Raw genomic sequence first — 16,945 nt, 5'->3', positions numbered from 1 at the left:
GAGTCCCTCGTCCTTTACTTCGCAGCCGCGGCGAGCTCGGCGGCCTTGTCGGCCGCGCCGTCCATGGTGTCCACACGCTGCACGAGCGGGTGGTTGGCGTCGGAGAGGATCTTGCGACCCAGCTCCGCGTTGTTGCCGTCGAGGCGCACGACCAGCGGCTTGGTGACGTCTTCACCCTTGGACTTGAGCAGCTCCAGGGCCTGGACGATGCCGTTGGCGACCTCGTCACAGGCGGTGATGCCACCGAAGACGTTGACGAAGACGGACTTGACGTCCGGGTCGCCGAGGATGATCTCCAGGCCGTTCGCCATGACCTCGGCGGAGGCGCCGCCACCGATGTCGAGGAAGTTGGCGGGCTTCACGTCGCCGTGGTTCTCACCGGCGTACGCGACGACGTCCAGGGTCGACATGACCAGACCGGCACCGTTACCGATGATGCCGACCTCGCCCTCGAGCTTCACGTAGTTGAGGTTCTTGGCCTTGGCCGCGGCCTCGAGGGGGTTGGCCGCGGCCTTGTCCTCGAGCTCCTCGTGGCCGGGCTGGCGGAAGTCGGCGTTCTCGTCGAGAGACACCTTTCCGTCCAGCGCCAGGATGCGGCCGTCCTTGGTCTTCACCAGCGGGTTGACCTCGACGAGGAGCGCGTCCTCGGCGACGAAGGTATCCCACAGGGTCACCATGGCCTCGGCGACACCCTCGGCCACCTCGGCCGGGAACTTCGCCTGGGCCACGATCTCGCGGGCCTTCTCGATGTCGACGCCGTCGACGGCGTTGACCGGGACCTTCGCGAGGGCCTCGGGGGTCTTCTCCGCGACCTCCTCGATGTCCATGCCGCCCTGCACCGACGCCATGGCGAGGAAGGTGCGGTTGGTGCGGTCGAGGAGGTACGAGACGTAGTACTCCGCCTCGATCTCCGGGGACAGCTCGGCGATCATCACCTTGTGGACCGTGTGGCCCTTGATGTCCATGCCGAGGATGTCGGTCGCCCGGGCGACCGCCTCATCCGGGTCTGCCGCCAGCTTCACGCCGCCGGCCTTGCCTCGGCCACCGACCTTCACCTGCGCCTTGACGACGGACTTGCCGCCCAGCCGCTCGGTCGCCTCGCGGGCTGCCTCAGGCGTGTCGATGACTTCACCGGCCAGCACCGGTACACCGTGCTTGGCGAAGAGGTCCCTCGCCTGGTACTCGAACAGGTCCACGCGCGTCCGTCCCTTTTAGTGGTCTCGCGGTTCGTTTTCTGCGTGGGCGTGCCGCGAGGGCAACGTGACTGCGCAGTCACTAGGGAGGCGCACACGGTGACCGGGTACGCGGCATGTCCATCCGGCAGGTTATCCCCCGCGCCGCGCCGGACCCTAAATTGCACATCACACCTGAGCGGTGATACCGGTCACAGACCGCCCAGGTGACCGGGGTGCGGAGGACAAAACGGCACCTCCGCCGAGCGCCGGGACGGACCGCGGCCGGAACGGTGCCGGGCGCCCGGGCATGTCACCGGCCGGTGTCCGGTGTCGGCAGCGGCCGTTTCTCGATCGCCGCCGCCATCACCTCGGGGAAGAGATCCGGGGTGCAGGCGAAGGCCGGGGAGCCGAGAGCCCCCAGGGCGGCGGCGTGCTCCCGGTCGTAGGAGGGCGCGCCCTCGTCCGAAAGGGCGAGCAGCGTCACGAACTGCACACCGGACGCCTTCATCGCGGCGGCCCGTTCCAGCATCTCCTCGCGGATCCCTCCCTCGTGGAGATCGCTGATGAGGACGACGACGGTGTCCGCCGGACGGGTGATCCTCGACTGGCAGTAGGCGAGCGCGCGGTTGATGTCCGTGCCGCCGCCGAGCTGTGTGCCGAAGAGGACGTCGACCGGATCGTCGAGCTGGTCCGTGAGATCGACGACAGCCGTGTCGAACACGACGAGCCTGGTCGCCAGGGTCCGCATCGAGGCGAGCACCGCGCCGAAGACCGAGGCGTGGACGACCGAGGCGGCCATGGACCCGGACTGGTCGACGCAGAGGATGACGTCCTTCTTCACGGACCGGTCCGTGCGCCCGTACCCGATGAGACGCTCGGGTATCACCGTGCCGGCCCCCTCCTGGCCGGGGAGGGGCACGTGGTTCTTGAGGTTGGCCCGGATCGTGCGGTCCCAGTCGATGTCGCGGTGGCGCGGCCGGCCCGACCGGGCCGAGCGGTCGAGGGCACCGGTGAGCGTCGCCCTCGTACGGCCGGCCAGCCGGCGCTCCAGGTCCTCGACGACCTTGCGTACGACCGCCCGGGCCGTCTCCCTCGTCGTCTCCGGCATGGCCTTTCCCAGCGAGAGCAGGGTGCCGACCAGGTGGACGTCGGGTTCGACCGCCTCCAGCATCTCCGGCTCCAGCAGCAGGCCGGAGATCCCCAGCCGGTCGATCGCGTCGCGCTGCATGACCTGGACGACGGAGGCCGGGAAGTACGTGCGGATGTCGCCGAGCCAGCGGGCCACGGAGGGGGCGGACGCCCCGAGCCCCGCGGCGCGTCCGTCTCCGCCCCGGCCTCCAGGCTTCGCCCCGCCGCCGTACAGGGCGGTCAGCGCGCCGTCCATCGCCTCGTCGCGTCCGGTGAGCGCGCGCCCCGTGCTCTCGGCGCTGTCCGCGCCGAGCACCAGGCGCCAGCGCCGCAGCCGCTCGTCCTCCACCGGAGCCGTATCCATGGCCCTCTCCTCCCCCGTGTCCGCCCGGTCCGTGGTCATCCCGCCACCGCCTGCTCCGAAGGGGTGTCGATCCCGAGCAGCAGCCGCACCACCGGAACCACCAGGTCCGCCCGCTCCTCGTCGAGTCCTTCACCGAAGCCCGGCGCACCGGGCACGCTCTCCTCGCGAGCCCTCCCGGGCCCCGTCCCGCGGCGGACGAGCTCGCCGAGCGTGCGCCGCACACCCGGCTCGTAGGCCGAGAACGTGCGGCGCACCAGGGGCAGCACACCGGCGAACGTGTCGGCCGGTATGCCGGTCAGCCAGGTGTCGACCAGCCCGAGGAGCCGTTCGTCGTGGACGAGCAGCAGGCCGCCGCCCGCCGCTCCGCCCACGAAGCCCTCGATCCAGGCCGCCGCGTCGGCCGGTGCGGTGCCGGGCGAGAGGGCCAGACCCATCAGGCGCGCGGCCTCGCCTGCGGACAGCCGCCCGTCGTCCAGGAGCAGTCGCGTGGCACGGCCTCTGATCACACCTGCCACCGCGTCCCTGGCGGACAGCTTGTGCAGGACGCCGGCCCACCGCTCGGGCAGCCCGTCCGCCCCAGAGGCGCCGGCGAGCAGCCCGATCGCGATGTGCACACCGTCCACCCTGCGCTGCGCCTCTCCGGCCGCGTCCGCGTCGAGGCCGGTGCAGGCGGGCGGCAGGCTCACGCAGACGCGCTCGGCGATACCGACGGCCACCTCTCCCAGGGCCAGGGTGTCGGTGGACCGTACGTCCCCGTACCGCAGGGAGCGGGCCAGGGCGGGCAGTGCGTCGGCGAGGTGGCCGACGTCCGCGTCTAGGGCGGCCCGGTCGGCGAGGGCCCTCATCACGACGGGCAGAGCCTCGGGCAGACCGGCCAGGAGGCACTGCTCGGCGAGGGCGGTGACCTCCGCGAGCGACGACGCCGACACGGCGTCCGACTCGGCCCTGGCGGTCGCAGCACCGAGCACGGTGGTGCCCCACACCCCGGCCTCGGCTGTCCGGACGAACAGTTCCGGCTCCCAGCGCAGCCGCCAGCTCTCCCGGAACGTCCCCGTACTGCCCCGGCCCGCGGCGGGTTCGCCCCAGTGCACCCCGATGAGCCGCAACCGGTGCAGCAGTCTGCTGCGGGCCGCGTCGGTGGCCTTGCGCAGATCGAGCTCCAGCTCGCGCTTCTCCGCCTCGGGCCTGAGCCTCAGCGTGCGCTGCTGTCTGTCCAGGTCGCGCTGGAGGGGGACGGCCGGGGCGGTGTCGGGCACCTCGCCGAGGACCTCGCCGACGACGAGCCGGTCCCGCACCAGGGCGAGCGGCACATCGGATCCCTCGCACATGACGGCCCTGACCGCGTCCGTGGCCTCGTCCAGGCCGACCGCCGGGCGCCCGCGCAGGGCGGCCAGTGTCCCGGCGAGCCGGACGGCCTCGATGACATCCGCGGAGGACACCGTCCTGTCCGTGGCGCGCAGCAGTCCGGCCACCTTGGTCATCCAGCGCTCGACGGGCCGGTCGGGGGAGCCGAACAGGTGCCCGTACCAGCCGGGCGAATCGATCCCCGCGCCGTATCCGCTGTACCGGGAGAGCCTGCGATGGGTCCAGGGCACCCACGTCAGCTCCGTCTTCACCTTGGGCATCCCCTTGAGGAGCGCCCGGTCGGCGGCGACCGTCGTCCTCGCGGTGAGCGCGGGCACGTGCCAGGCACCGCAGACCACTGCGATGTCGTCGCCGAACTCCTTCCGGGCGGAGCGCAGCTGAAGGCGCATGCACGCCTCCCGGACCGCGTCCTGCGGATGCCCCCCGTCCCCGTATGCCTCACGCAGCGCCGTCATCGCCTCTGCGAGCGCGGTGAACGGGGCGCACGGATCGGCCGGCCGGCCGTCCTCCGCGCGGTGCTCGACGACGTCCTCCCACCAGCGCTCCGGGTCGTCGTAGCCCGCGGTCCCGGCGAGGATCCCGATCGGATCGATGCCCCGGCCTTCCTCCTGCCCGTCCTCCCGCTGTTCCTTCAGCGCCAGGGAGTGCGCGGCGGGCAGGTCCACGAAGCGCACGGGCACACCGTGTTCCAGGGCCCAGCGGATCGCCACCCACTCCGGGGAGAAGTCGGCCAGCGGCCAGAACGCGGCGTGCCCCGGGTCGTCCACGGCGTGGGCGAGCAGCGCGACCGGCGGGCGCATCCGGCTGTGCGCGGCGAGCGGCAGCAGCGCGTCGCCCTCGGGCGGTCCTTCGACGAGCACGGCAGCCGGCCGTACGGCGTCCAGGGCGGCCAGGACCGCGCGGGCCGAGCCCGGTCCGTGGTGGCGTACCCCGAGCAGCAGCGGCCCCCCGGGAGCGGTGGTCCCTCCGGCGCGGGCTTTCATTCCGCGGCCTCGCGGCAGGCGCGGTAGAAGTCCTTCCAGCCGTCCCGCTCCCGGACGACGGTCTCCACGTACTCCTGCCAGATCACCCGGTCGGCCGTCGGGTCGCGGACCACCGCCCCGAGGATGCCGGCCGCCACGTCCCCCGGGCGCAGGACGCCGTCGCCGAAGTGGGCGGCGAGCGCGAGCCCTCCGGTGACGACGGAGATGGCCTCTGCCGTGGACAGGGTCCCCGACGGGGACTTCAGCTTGGTGCGGCCGTCCGTCGTGATGCCGTCGCGCAGTTCGCGGAAGACCGTGACGACACGCCGGATCTCCGCCATGCCGTCGGGCGCCGGGGGCAGGTCGAGCGAGCGTCCGATCTGGGCCACGCGCCGGGACACGATGTCGACCTCGGCCTCAGGTGTCGCGGGCAGTGGCAGCACGACGGTGTTGAACCGTCGGCGCAGCGCGCTGGACAGCTCGTTGACCCCGCGGTCGCGGTCGTTGGCCGTGGCGACGAGGTTGAACCCCCGGACCGCCTGGACCTCTTGTCCCAGCTCGGGGACGGGGAGCGTCTTCTCCGACAGGATCGTGATGAGGGCGTCCTGCACGTCGGCGGGGATACGGGTGAGCTCCTCGACACGGGCGGTCATGCCCTCGGCCATGGCACGCATGACCGGGCTCGGCACCAGCGCGTCGCGGCTGGGGCCGTGGGCCAGCAGCTGGGCGTAGTTCCACCCGTAGCGGACGGCTTCCTCGGGGGTGCCCGCGGTTCCCTGGACGAGCAGGGTCGAGTCTCCGCTGACGGCTGCGGCGAGGTGTTCGGACACCCAGGTCTTGGCGGTTCCCGGGACGCCGAGGAGCAGCAGGGCCCGATCGGTGGCGAGCGTGGTCACGGCGACTTCGACGAGGCGGCGCGGCCCCACGTACTTCGGTGTGATCAGCGTGCCGTCCGGAAGCGTCCCGCCGAGCAGGTAGGTGGAGACGCCCCAGGGCGAGAGCTTCCAACGAGCGGGCCTGGGACGGTCGTCGGCGGCCGCGAGTGCACTGAGCTCGTCGGCGAAGGTGTGCTCGGCGTGCGGCCTCAGGGCTTCGCCGGCGGCTGCGTCGGTCTGTACGGACACGGTCATTGGATCCCCCTCCGGATCGTCGATCCGATGCGGTTTCCACCGTGCACCATGGCACTGACAATCGGTCCCGGCACGGGCCGGGACCGATCGGGGAACGGGCGGAGGGTCAGCCGGTGACGGGCGAGACCGCGACGCAACCACCGCTCGTGAGGAGTTCCTCGCCCTTGACCTCCTCGATGACCTCGCCCTTGTACGTGATGGTGCAGGCGAGGTCCGCCGCATCCGCGTCCAGTGCGACAGGCATGACCGCGGGGGGCATGATCCCGCGCAGGGTGACGGTCTTCTTCCACGGCAGCGCGGGCGACTTGACCGACTCGATCTCGGGCTCCATGGCCTTTCCGCCACCGCCGTGGAACTGGATCTCGTCGGCGCTCGTACCGGTGACTTCATAGGTCACCTCGTAGGTCTCGCTCGTGGCCTTGTCGACGGCGTCGACGGCTTCGTCCGTGCACGCTCCGAGGCCGATTGCGAGGCCGCAGACGGCCAACGCCGACACAGCGGTACGGGTGGTGCGTCTGAAATGTGTGGTGCGCGTGATGCGGTTCATCAGAATCCCCCGGTTTTGTTTCGCAGAACTCTCTCCTTCGCAGAAAAGCGTACGGATCCGAGGCGGTCAAGTCACCACGGATCGGGCGGAATCGCGGGTGGGGGCCGATTGTCAGTGGCACGGCCTACCGTCGGTTCCATGGTGCTGTCTCACGAGGGAGAAGCCTGGCGCTCCGCCGGTCAAGCGGCGCGCTGGACGACGGAGCGGGTGCTGGACCTCGCTCCTGACGAGCAGTCACGTGCGGCGGGCCGCGCGCTCGGTTCGGAGGACGCGTGGTCCGGAGCGGGCCGTGGCGGGCCCGGTGTCGCGTGGGGGGTGTGCGCGGACGGGGGCGCCGGTCCGCACCATACGGCCGTCGACACGAACGTCCCTTACTACAGGTGCAGTTGCTCCCACGAGGAGGCTCCTTGCAGACATGTCCTGGGCCTGCTGATCCTCCTCGGATCCGAGGCCCCGGTGCTGGAGGGGCCTCCGGAGCCACCTCCTTGGGCAGCGCGGTGGTTCGCGGACCGACGCCGGCCGGCAGTGACCGGGACAACCTCGGAACCGGCAGCGGCCGGGGAGCCCGCAGGCCGTGCGGCCGCCCGTCGCGCGGACCGCAGGGCCGAGCGCATCACGGGAGGCGCCCAGGAGCTGGAGCAGCGCCTCATCGATCTGCTGCGTGGCGGGCTGGCGGCGGCGGACAGGCCGGATTACGCGCTGTGGGAGGAGACGGCGGCCCGCATGGTCGACGCACAGGCCCCGGGACTCGCCGGCCGGGTGCGCGATCTGGGATCGGTCCCTGCTTCCGGGCCCGGCTGGCCGGCGCGACTGCTCGAGGAGTGCGCGCTCCTGCATCTGCTGGACTCCGCCTGGCTCGGGCGCGACCGGCTGCCCGGTCCGCTCGCGGCGACGGTCCGCACGAGGGTGGGGCTGACGGTGCCGGCCGAGGGGCCGGCGGTCCGCGATCGTTGGCTCGTCCTCGCGCAGTACGACGTACCGGACGGCCGGATCGTCACCCGCCGCGTCTGGCTGCACGGCAGGGAGTCGGGACGCACCGCGCTGCTGCTGTCCTACGGCGCGCCGGGCCGCGCGCCGGCCCAGGCTCTGCCGGTGGGTGCGGTGATCGACGCCGAAGTGACACCGCATCCGGGCGGCGGGAGGCTGCGGGCCGAGTTGGGACAGCGGTTCGGTGAGCCCGTCGTCACAGCGGCGCCGCCACCCGGCGGCACGACGGCGGATGCCGTCGCCGCGTACGGGCACGCGCTGCGGGACGACCCCTGGCTCGACGCCTGGCCGGTCACGCTGTGCGACGTCATACCGGCGCCGTCCGGGGACGGCTGGCAGCTGGTCGGCGCGGCGGACGGTTCCGCCGTGCCGATCGCGCCCTCAGCTCTGTCCCGGCCGGGGCTGTGGAAGCTCGTGGCACTTTCCGGCGGCCACCCCCTGACGGTGTTCGGCGAGTGCGGACACCGTGGTTTCGACCCGCTCGCGGCCTGGTGTCCGGAGGGCTCCGACGACCCGGAGGTGAGCGCGGCCGTGGCGCTCGCCTGAGGTGCCGCGCGTTCCTCTCGGCCCTCCGCCCTTCTCTCGGCCCTCCGTCCTCCTCTCGGCCGCCACCATCCTTCGACCCGCGATTCCCGGACCACCGGAAGGGACCCGATGCCCACCACCGTCACGACGAGCGGCGTGCCCGTGAGCGCCCCGTGGGAAGACCTCGTCACCTCGGCACTGCTCGGCACCGACCGGCGCCCCCTCCGCGCGGAGGGCGGTGCCACGGCCGGTCCGGCGGCACTGCTCGACGCGGCGGCGGTGCACACTCTGCGCCGCCGGGCTGCTCTGCGGCCGGCCACAGGGGCCGCCCTGCCGGCGCCCGCACCCGCCGATCCCCGTCCTCCGCTGCCTGCCGCCGCCCGTCGCAGGCTCGCCCAGTTGCTCGCCGACCGCTCGGCTCCGCCCAGCGGTGGGCGCCGGGGAACGGCTCCCGACCTCACCGAGCTCATCCCCCAGTGGCTGGCTGCCGCCGGAGCACACGGTTACCGGGCACCCGCCGAGCTGCTCCCCGCCCTGCTGGACGCGGCGCGAGCGCGTACGGACCTGCGTCCGCACGTGCTGGCGTTCGCCGGGCCGCGCGGACGATGGCTCGCCGGGCTGAACCCGGAGTGGAGGTTCGCGCTGCGCGCTTCGCCCCGGGGGGCGCAGCGCCCGGACACAGCGGATCCGGAGGCGGTTCGCCGACTCTGGGAGGAGGGCCTCTTCGCCGAGCGGGTCGCGCTGCTCGGGGCCGTGCGGGAGCAGGACCCCGACGCGGCCCGGCGCCTCCTCACGGCCACGTGGTCCACGGAGCGGGCAGAGGACCGGCTGATGTTCCTCGACTCACTCCGGTCCGGCCTCTCCGGGGCCGACGAGGCGTTCCTGGAGGAAGCCCTCGCCGACCGCAGCCGCAACGTCCGCTCCACGGCCGCCGAACTGCTGTCCGCTCTGCCTGGTTCGGCGCTCGCCCGGCGGATGGCGGACCGTGCCACGTCCTGCGTGAACCCCGACCGTACGGGGGATGCCGTGTCCGTCGCCGTGGAGGCTCCGCACGAGTGCGATGCCGCGATGCAGCGCGACGGAGTGGTGCCGGTGCCGCCCTCGGGACGCGGCGAACGGTCCTGGTGGCTGGGCCAGCTGGTGGAGTCGACCCCGCTCGGCGTCTGGCGGGAGAGGTTCGGTGGCCGGACGGCTCAGGAGCTGGTGACGCTGCCGGTCGCCGACGACTGGGCCGCCGAACTGCACGCCGCCTGGTGCCGGGCCGCGGTGCGGCAGCAGGACGCCGACTGGGCCCGCGCCCTGCTCGGCGCCCCTTCGACGCCTCCGGCGAACGGTCCGGGGACGGTGTCGCTTGCAGAGCGGTCGAAGCTCCTCGCCACCCTGCCTCCGCCCGAGCGAGCGCTCTGGGTCGCCGGCTTCATAGCCGCGCACGGCCTGTCCGAGGCCTTCCAGCTGCTCGGTGTGTGCTCCGTGCCCTGGGACGGGCCGCTCGGCCGGTCGGTGGTCGACGCGCTGGACATCGCCCGGGACGCCGGCAGCTATCCCTGGAGCTTCAGCGGGGTGATGGGCCTCGCCGAACGCTGCCTGAATCCTGCTGAGGCGGACCGGCTCGCGGTGCTCACCACCACACCGGACGAACCGGAGGGCGCTTCACCGGGCGCCGGCGGCTACTGGTCGGAGGCCTTCCAGCGCCTGGTCTCCACCCTGCGCCTGCGCGCCGAGATGGACTCGGAACTGGCTCGGGACTGCGCGGAATGACCGGGGAGGACCCGTGAAGGCGCCGGGAGAGGGCCGGAAGAGGGAGCACTTACGGAGCACGGACGCTCATGCGACAGGGCGCACCGGCTCCTCCCTGCGGCAGGTCCGCCCTGCGGGCCCCGCGTAGAAACCGGTCGCGACGCCGGACCCCGCCCCGGGTCGAGGCACCGGAGGCGGATCCAGGTAGAGGCATTCCGGCCCCGCCCCGGGGCAAGGCTTCGGTAGCCCGCCCGGATCGAGAAGCCCTCGGACTCCACCCCGGGCCGAGGCCCTGGCGCTGCCCAGGTCAAGGCACGGCACTCAAGCCCCGCCCCGAATCAAGGCGCCGCTGACCCGCCCGGATCGAGAAGCCCGCGCCCCACCCGGAAGCGCCCGGGCGGCCCGCCGAGGGCAAGGGACTCAAGCCCCGCCCCGGCCCGGGTCAAGAAGCCCCGCCCCGGGTCAAGGCTTCGGTGGCCCGCCCAGCTCTCAACACCCAGGCCTCAAGAGGCTCAAGCCCCGCTCGGCGTCGAGGCACCGGCGGCCCGCCCAGGTCGAGGAGCTCAAGCCCCGCCCGGGGTCAAGGCGCAGGTGGCCCGTCCAGATCGAGGAGCCCGCGCCACGGGCCCGCGCCGGGCCACTGTGGACTCAGGCCTCCGCGGGCTGGCGGACGTGCGCGTTCACCCAGTCGACGATCGAGGCCGTCGTGGCACCCGGGGTGAAGATCTCCGCGACACCCTGCTCCTTCAGCGGAGCGATGTCCGCCTCGGGGATGATGCCGCCGCCGAACACCTTGATGTCCTCCGCCTCGCGCTCCTTCAGCAGCTCGATGACCTTGGAGAAGAGCGTGTTGTGCGCACCGGAGAGGATCGAGAGGCCGATGGCGTCGGCGTCCTCCTGGATCGCCGTGTCGACGATCTGCTCGGGGGTCTGGTGGAGCCCCGTGTAGATGACCTCCATGCCCGCGTCCCGCAGCGCCCGCGCGATCACCTTGGCCCCGCGGTCATGGCCGTCGAGGCCCGGCTTGGCCACCACCACACGGATCGGACCGGTCACACCCATCAATGCCTCCACATGCGTTTCCCGTACCCGGAGGGCCGGTGATGTGAACGAACGTTATCCACAGCATCCCGCACGCCGTCGTTTCGCGGTGGACCGGGAGGGGGAAATCACACATGGGACATGTTCGCCGGCGACGTTCCCCGCACCCGGCGGCCCACCGGCCGCGCGGGAAGCGCCGCCAGGGGAGCCGCTACGAGGTCGCCGTACCACCGCGCCGTCAGCCGCACGGCACGGTGGTACGGCCCCCGGCCGCATCAGGGGCAGCCGGTCACCTCAGCAGCGACCCCCGTGAGGGCCTGCGGGACAGGGAGCCGCCTCCCCCGCATGCCGTGCAGGAGGTCGGCCATGAAGGTCCTGTCCTTCCTACCCCTACTGCTGCGCAGTGTGTGTCCGCGCCCGGCCTGGCTGTCGTCGACGCTGATCAGAGCCACCGCGCTGGAGCTGGTGATCCTCGCCGGGCACACGCTGATCTACCCGTCAGGCCTCACCCCCGAGCGCAGGCCCGCCGCACCCCCGCCCGGCACAACACCGCCCGACAACGGCGCCGGACAGGACGCCGGCCCCGACCGGGTCACCCGTTCGGCGGGCATGCCCGCCCTGCCCACCCCGGCAGGCGCCCGTCCGCCCGTCGTCCTCCTCCACGGCTTCATCGACAACCGCTCCGTCTTCGTCCTGCTCCGCCGCTCCCTGGCCCGGCACGGCTGGCATCACCTGGAGTCGCTCAACTACTCGCCCCTGACCTGCGACATCCGCACGGCGGCCGAGTTGCTCGACCGCCATGTGGAGGAGATCTGCGCCCGCACCGGCCACCGCGAGGTCGACATCGTCGGCCACAGCCTCGGCGGACTGATCGCGCGGTACTACGTGCAGCGGCTCGGCGGGGACCGCCGGGTGCGCACCCTCGTCACCCTGGGCACGCCGCACGGCGGTACGGCCGCAGCATCGCTGGCAGGCGCACACCCCATCGTCCGCCAGATGCGCAGCGGATCGGATCTGATCGAGGAACTGCGCCGCCCGGCTCCGGGCTGCCGGACTCGGTTCGTCAGCTTCTGGAGCGAGCTGGACAGGGTGATGATCCCGGTCGAGACGGCGTGCGTCGATCACCCCGACCTGGACGCGGTCAATGTGCGCGTCACCGGCATCGGCCATCTCGCCCTCCCGGTGCACCCCGCGGTCGCGTCCGCGATCCGTCAGGCACTCGAGTCCGACGGTGCGGCACTCGGCACTCCGGGAGCCGCCTCCGTCGCCTGAATCCCTCAACCCCTCGCCCTGAACCCCCGCAAACGGCCTGCCGATTAGAACGAATTTCGAACATAGAACCAAGCCTGTGGCCTCGGTCCGCCGAAAGGCGGCCGATTGCCCGTTTCCTGAGGAGATGAAAGCCGCCGAAGATTGTCGTCCTCCACTACCGCCGGGTACAGTCGCGGCCACTGCTCACCCTGGGATCCCCCCACCGGACCCCGGAACAGGTCCTGCTGCCGAGGCGAGAGAGAAGTTGGTGAACGACCAGCACCCCCACGCCGGGTATGCCGGACACGACAGCCAGTCCACCGGCAGCTTCGACACCGACCCGCTCTTCGGGAGCATCCCGGGTCAACACGACATCAGCCACGAGACGACGTACGGCGGCGGCTACGCCCCGGCGTACGACGGTGGTTACGGCGGCTACGACAGCGGCCAGTGGGACACCGGCGCGCATCAGCAGGCCCCGTACGACGCCTATGACGCCCAGGCCCACCCGCAGGCGCAGAGCTACGACACCACCGCCACCTGGATGCCCGAGACCGTGATCCCGGCCCAGGCAGCAGCCCCGGCGCCGGACGCGACGGGCCAGTGGGACACCACGGGCTGGGACATGACGGGCCAGGCCGATCAGTGGGCGGCTGGCGACACCGGCGCCTTCCCCACCACCACGTTCGACACGACGGCCTATGCGACCGGCACTTTCGCCCCTCCCGCCTTCGAGGCCACGGGTTACGAAAGCTACGCGGCCACGGACACCGGGGCCTACGACGCGACCGCCTGGAACACCGGCGCCACGCCCGAGAACGCCGCGTACGCACCCGAACAGACGTCGTACCCCTCGTACGAACACCAGTCGGCGTCCTACGAGCCCTACGAATCAGCCGAGTTCGCCTCCCACGACGGCGCCCACGATCCGCACGGCCCCTCCGGCGCCCACGACCACGCCGAGTACACCGAAACCAGTACCCCGCAGACGCACGCGTACACGGACTCGCAGACGCACGCGTACACGGACTCGCGGACGGACTCGTACGACGACGCCTCCGCGGCCGACGGCCCGGAGCCGACGGCGGACGTCGTCGGCCTGACCGCGGGCCCCGCCTCCGCCGCGGCCTCCGCGCGCCCCGTGAGCCGTTCCTCGGCCCCGCGCGGCGGTGGCCGGGGCAGGCGTCGCACCCCTGCGAAGCGTTCCGCACTCCTCACCGTCGCCGTCCCCTCCGCCTGCGTCATGAGCGTCGCGGGCATCGCCGCCGCCTCGGTGAGCGGCATGGCCGGAGGAGAGGAGACGAAGGACGAGACAACGTCCATGGCGGCAGCCGACACGGTCAAGCCGGCCGTGGCCAACAACAAGCTGGACACCCAGCTCGCCAATCTCAGCGCCGACGCCGAGAACTTCGCCGACCGAGCCAGCCGCACCCAGGAGCGCATCGACCTGAAGGAGCGCCAGGCCGCCGAGAAGAAGAAGCGCGAGGAGGAGGCCGCGCGCCGCGAGGCCGCGCGACCCAAGTTCGCGCTGCCCGTGCAGCAGCACGGCCTCAGCGCCACCTACGGCCAGGCCGGGGTGAACTGGATGTCCGTGCACACGGGCATCGACTTCCCCGTGGGTTACGGCACGCCCGTGATGGCGGCGACCGACGGCACCGTGCGCACCCAGTTGAACAGCGCGTACGGAAACATGGTGATCGTCACCGCCCCCGACGGCACCGAGACCTGGTACTGCCACCTCAGCACCGCGAAGATCCGTTCCGGTTCGGTCAAGGCCGGTGACGTCATCGCCTACTCGGGGGACTCCGGCAACTCCACCGGCCCGCACCTGCACTTCGAGGTACGGCCCGGTGGCGGCTCGGCGATCGACCCGATGCCGTGGTTCCGCAGCCACGGCATCAACCCGTACTGAGTCAGAGCTTCTCGACCGGCGCGTAGCGAAGCAGCAGCTTCTTGGGCCGCTCGTCGCCGAAGTCGACCGTCGCCTTCGTCTGGTCGCCGAACCCGTCGACAGCGGTCACCGTGCCCAGGCCGAACTGGTCGTGCGTCACCCGGTCTCCCACCACCAGGGTGACCACCGGCTTCTCGGAGGTGCGCCGGGTCGCGAATCCCGGGGGACCGGACTTGGAGCGCGACGAGGACAGCGACGACGTGATGCCGGACGTCGGACCCGCCGGAGCGGCCATCGGCCCCTTGCGCTTCCACTCCAGGTGCTGGTCCGGGATCTCCTCCAGGAACCTCGACGGCGGATTGTACGAGGGCTGGCCCCACGCACTCCGCATCGATGCACGGGTCAGGTACAGGCGCTCACGGGCACGTGTGATGCCCACGTAGGCGAGCCGGCGCTCCTCCTCCAACTCCTTCACCTGCCCGAGCGCGCGCATGTGCGGGAAGACGCCGTCCTCCATGCCGGTCAGGAAAACCACCGGGAATTCGAGGCCCTTGGCCGTGTGCAGCGTCATCAGCGTGACGACACCGGAGCCGTCCTCGTCCTCGTCGGGGATCTGGTCGGCGTCGGCGACGAGCGCGACCTTCTCCAGGAACTCCGCGAGCGTCCCCGTACCCTCCTCCTCCGCGCGGTCCTGCTCGAACTCGAGGGCGACGGCAGCGAGCTCCTGGAGGTTCTCGATACGGGTCTCGTCCTGCGGGTCGGTGGAGGCCTGGAGCTCGGCGAGATAGCCGGTCCGCTCCATGACGGCCTCCAGCACGACCGCCGGTCCGGCGCCGGACTCCACGATCGTGCGGAGCTCCTCCATGAGCGTGTTGAACCGCTTGACGGCGTTGGCCGAGCGGGCCGCCATGCCGTACGCCTCGTCGACCCGGCGCAGGGCCTGCGGGAAGGAGATCTTCTCGCGCATCGACAGGGCGTCGATCATCGCCTCCGCCCGGTCGCCGATGCCGCGCTTGGGCACGTTGAGGATGCGGCGCAGCGGGACGGTGTCCTCAGGGTTGGAGAGGACCCGGAGGTAGGCCAGGACGTCCCTGACCTCCTTGCGCTCGTAGAAGCGCACTCCGCCGACGACCTTGTAGGGCAGCCCGACGCGGATGAAGATCTCTTCGAAGACACGGGACTGGGCGTTCGTGCGGTAGAAGACGGCGACGTCGCCCGCCTTCGCGTCCCCCGCGTCCGTCAGCCGGTCGATCTCGTCGGCGACGAACTGCGCCTCGTCGTGCTCGGTGTCCGCGACGTAGCCCGCGATACGGGTGCCGGCGCCCGCGTTCGTCCAGAGGTTCTTGGGACGGCGGCTCTCGTTGCGCTCGATGACCGCGTTGGCGGCGGAGAGGATCGTCTGCGTGGAGCGGTAGTTCTGCTCCAGCATGATCGTGGTCGCATCCGGATAGTCCTCCTCGAACTGGAGGATGTTGCGGATGGTCGCGCCGCGGAAGGCGTAGATCGACTGGTCCGCGTCACCGACGACGCACAGCTCGCCCGGGGCGTCGGCCTCGCCGGCCGGGCCCACCAGCTCGCGCACGAGGGTGTACTGCGCGTGGTTGGTGTCCTGGTACTCGTCGACCATGACGTGGCGGAAGCGGCGGCGGTAGTGCTCGGCGACGTCGGGGAACGCCTGGAGCAGGTGGACCGTCGTCATGATGATGTCGTCGAAGTCCAGGGCGTTGGCCTCGCGGAGCCTCGCCTGGTAGAGCGCGTAGGCCTGGGCCAGCGTCTTCTCGAAGCCGTCGGCGGCCTGGCCGGCGAAGGTCTCCTCGTCGATCAGCTCGTTCTTCAGGTTCGAGACCTTCGCCGTGAACGACTTCGGCGGGTAGCGCTTCGGGTCGAGGTCCAGATCACGGCAGACCAGCGCCATCAGCCGCTTGGAGTCGGCGGCGTCGTAGATCGAGAACGACGAGGTGAACCCGAGGCGCTTCGACTCGCGGCGCAGGATCCGCACACAGGCGCTGTGGAACGTCATGACCCACATGGCGTTGGCGCGCGGGCCGACGAGGTCCTCGACGCGCTCCTTCATCTCACCGGCGGCCTTGTTGGTGAAGGTGATCGCGAGGATCTGCCCCGGATGCACCCCGCGCTCGGCCAGGAGGTGGGCGATCCGGTGGGTGAGCACCCTGGTCTTGCCCGAACCCGCCCCGGCGACGATGAGCAGCGGTGACCCGGCGTGCACGACGGCGGCGCGCTGCTCGGTGTTCAGGCCGTCGAGCAGCGCGGCGGGGTCGATGACGGGGCGCGGGGCGCCGTCGCGGTAATAGGCGTCACGCGGCGGCGGAGGCGCGTCGAAGACGTCCTCGAAGAGGCCCTCCGGCTCCGCTTCGGGCGCATGCTCCTCGGGGGGCGGCGGGGGGCCGTCCTCGGCTTGCTGGAGGCCGGTCAGGAAACTGTCGTCAAAGAGGCTGCTCATCGCCTCACGAGTCTAGGCGGCCGCACCGACAGCCCGGGCCGCATCGGCGACAAGAGACCGGCACCGTGCGCGTACCGAGACCGTTCACCCACCGTGCGTGAGATTCAGGGGCGATTTCCGGCCTCGCGGCCCGCCGCCCGGAAAAGGTCACGAAAATGTATCGGGCATATCGAACATCAACCTTCACAGGGCCACCACGGGTTGGTTAGCGTGCTCCGACGGGTGCCCCGAACCCCCTCCAGGCGAACCGCGCCGCACGGGCACCCCCGCCGAATCCGTACTCCCCCGAAGGGGGCCCGGAACCGGGGACCCACACGCAGCACCGGGGTGAATCGGTCCGTGCCCACCGGACCGTAGGGCAGCCTTCCGTTCCGCCCGAAC

The 16,945-nt window shown here is 71.8% G+C and carries 11 protein-coding genes; 4 read left to right on the top strand and 7 right to left on the bottom strand.

The window, feature by feature from the left end; all coding sequences use genetic code 11:
* Positions 1 to 14: 14 nt before the first annotated feature.
* The 5 genes from sucC to HED23_RS04165 all read right to left on the bottom strand — a co-directional run bounded on the left by sucC (position 15) and on the right by HED23_RS04165 (position 6,671).
* Positions 15 to 1,196, bottom strand: a complete 1,182-nt coding sequence (gene sucC, locus HED23_RS04185) for an ADP-forming succinate--CoA ligase subunit beta (protein ID WP_203182068.1) — start codon at positions 1,194 to 1,196, stop codon at positions 15 to 17.
* A 289-nt stretch (positions 1,197 to 1,485) separates the two neighbouring features.
* The gene (locus HED23_RS04180; RefSeq protein ID WP_203182067.1) at positions 1,486 to 2,706 is read right to left on the bottom strand and encodes a VWA domain-containing protein; all 1,221 of its coding nucleotides are present in this window, start codon (positions 2,704 to 2,706) and stop codon (positions 1,486 to 1,488) included.
* Positions 2,703 to 5,015 (bottom strand): DUF5682 family protein, encoded by a 2,313-nt coding sequence (locus HED23_RS04175; RefSeq protein ID WP_203182066.1) that lies wholly within the window; start codon positions 5,013 to 5,015, stop codon positions 2,703 to 2,705. Before HED23_RS04175 ends, HED23_RS04180 begins: the two co-directional genes overlap by 4 nt.
* Positions 5,012 to 6,124 carry an ATP-binding protein gene (locus HED23_RS04170; protein WP_203182065.1) on the bottom strand — a complete coding sequence of 371 codons (1,113 nt, stop codon included), beginning with the start codon at positions 6,122 to 6,124 and terminating at the stop codon, positions 5,012 to 5,014. The genes HED23_RS04175 and HED23_RS04170 overlap by 4 nt, the downstream gene beginning before the upstream one ends.
* Positions 6,125 to 6,230: 106 nt before the next feature.
* Positions 6,231 to 6,671: an MmpS family transport accessory protein gene (locus tag HED23_RS04165; protein ID WP_203182064.1), complete on the bottom strand. Its 441-nt coding sequence runs from the start codon at positions 6,669 to 6,671 to the stop codon at positions 6,231 to 6,233.
* 138 nt (positions 6,672 to 6,809) lie between these two features.
* On the opposite strand from HED23_RS04165, the gene HED23_RS04160 reads away from it, so the two are divergent.
* Both HED23_RS04160 and HED23_RS04155 read left to right on the top strand, forming a co-directional pair.
* The gene (locus tag HED23_RS04160; protein ID WP_203182063.1) at positions 6,810 to 8,204 is read left to right on the top strand and encodes an SWIM zinc finger family protein; all 1,395 of its coding nucleotides are present in this window, start codon (positions 6,810 to 6,812) and stop codon (positions 8,202 to 8,204) included.
* A 108-nt stretch (positions 8,205 to 8,312) separates the two neighbouring features.
* Complete coding sequence (locus HED23_RS04155; protein ID WP_203182062.1) at positions 8,313 to 9,941, top strand: DUF5691 domain-containing protein; 1,629 nt, start codon at positions 8,313 to 8,315, stop codon at positions 9,939 to 9,941.
* 627 nt (positions 9,942 to 10,568) lie between these two features.
* On the opposite strand, the gene HED23_RS04150 is transcribed toward HED23_RS04155, so the two are convergent.
* On the bottom strand, positions 10,569 to 10,982 hold the full coding sequence (locus HED23_RS04150) for a cobalamin B12-binding domain-containing protein (protein WP_033297702.1): 414 nt from the start codon (positions 10,980 to 10,982) through the stop codon (positions 10,569 to 10,571).
* Positions 10,983 to 11,327: 345 nt separating this feature from the next.
* Here HED23_RS04150 and HED23_RS04145 point away from each other — a divergent pair, with 345 nt between their 5' ends.
* Positions 11,328 to 12,233 (top strand): esterase/lipase family protein, encoded by a 906-nt coding sequence (locus HED23_RS04145; RefSeq protein ID WP_203182061.1) that lies wholly within the window; start codon positions 11,328 to 11,330, stop codon positions 12,231 to 12,233.
* Between the two features lie 247 nt (positions 12,234 to 12,480).
* On the top strand, positions 12,481 to 14,124 hold the full coding sequence (locus tag HED23_RS04140) for a M23 family metallopeptidase (RefSeq protein ID WP_203182060.1): 1,644 nt from the start codon (positions 12,481 to 12,483) through the stop codon (positions 14,122 to 14,124).
* A gap of 1 nt (position 14,125) precedes the next feature.
* Here the strand turns inward: HED23_RS04140 and pcrA are convergent, their stop codons facing one another.
* A complete protein-coding gene (pcrA, locus tag HED23_RS04135; RefSeq protein WP_203182059.1) occupies positions 14,126 to 16,564 on the bottom strand; it encodes a DNA helicase PcrA in 2,439 nt (812 codons plus the stop codon).
* Positions 16,565 to 16,945: the final 381 nt, after the last annotated feature.

Origin of the sequence: Streptomyces pratensis, from assembly GCF_016804005.1 — a bacterium.
Classification (GTDB): domain Bacteria; phylum Actinomycetota; class Actinomycetes; order Streptomycetales; family Streptomycetaceae; genus Streptomyces; species Streptomyces pratensis_A.
This window is presented reverse-complemented; position numbering and strand designations above follow the sequence as displayed.

What these genes read in the sequence shown, in the direction of transcription:
- HED23_RS04180 (WP_203182067.1), bottom strand. Translation starts at nt 2,706, where the DNA reads ATGACCACGGACCGGGCGGACACGGGGGAGGAGAGGGCCATGGATACG.
- HED23_RS04175 (WP_203182066.1), bottom strand. Translation starts at nt 5,015, where the DNA reads ATGAAAGCCCGCGCCGGAGGGACCACCGCTCCCGGGGGGCCGCTGCTG.
- HED23_RS04170 (WP_203182065.1), bottom strand. Translation starts at nt 6,124, where the DNA reads ATGACCGTGTCCGTACAGACCGACGCAGCCGCCGGCGAAGCCCTGAGG.
- HED23_RS04165 (WP_203182064.1), bottom strand. Translation starts at nt 6,671, where the DNA reads ATGAACCGCATCACGCGCACCACACATTTCAGACGCACCACCCGTACC.
- HED23_RS04160 (WP_203182063.1), top strand. Translation starts at nt 6,810, where the DNA reads ATGGTGCTGTCTCACGAGGGAGAAGCCTGGCGCTCCGCCGGTCAAGCG.
- HED23_RS04155 (WP_203182062.1), top strand. Translation starts at nt 8,313, where the DNA reads ATGCCCACCACCGTCACGACGAGCGGCGTGCCCGTGAGCGCCCCGTGG.
- HED23_RS04150 (WP_033297702.1), bottom strand. Translation starts at nt 10,982, where the DNA reads ATGGGTGTGACCGGTCCGATCCGTGTGGTGGTGGCCAAGCCGGGCCTC.
- HED23_RS04145 (WP_203182061.1), top strand. Translation starts at nt 11,328, where the DNA reads ATGAAGGTCCTGTCCTTCCTACCCCTACTGCTGCGCAGTGTGTGTCCG.
- pcrA (WP_203182059.1), bottom strand. Translation starts at nt 16,564, where the DNA reads ATGAGCAGCCTCTTTGACGACAGTTTCCTGACCGGCCTCCAGCAAGCC.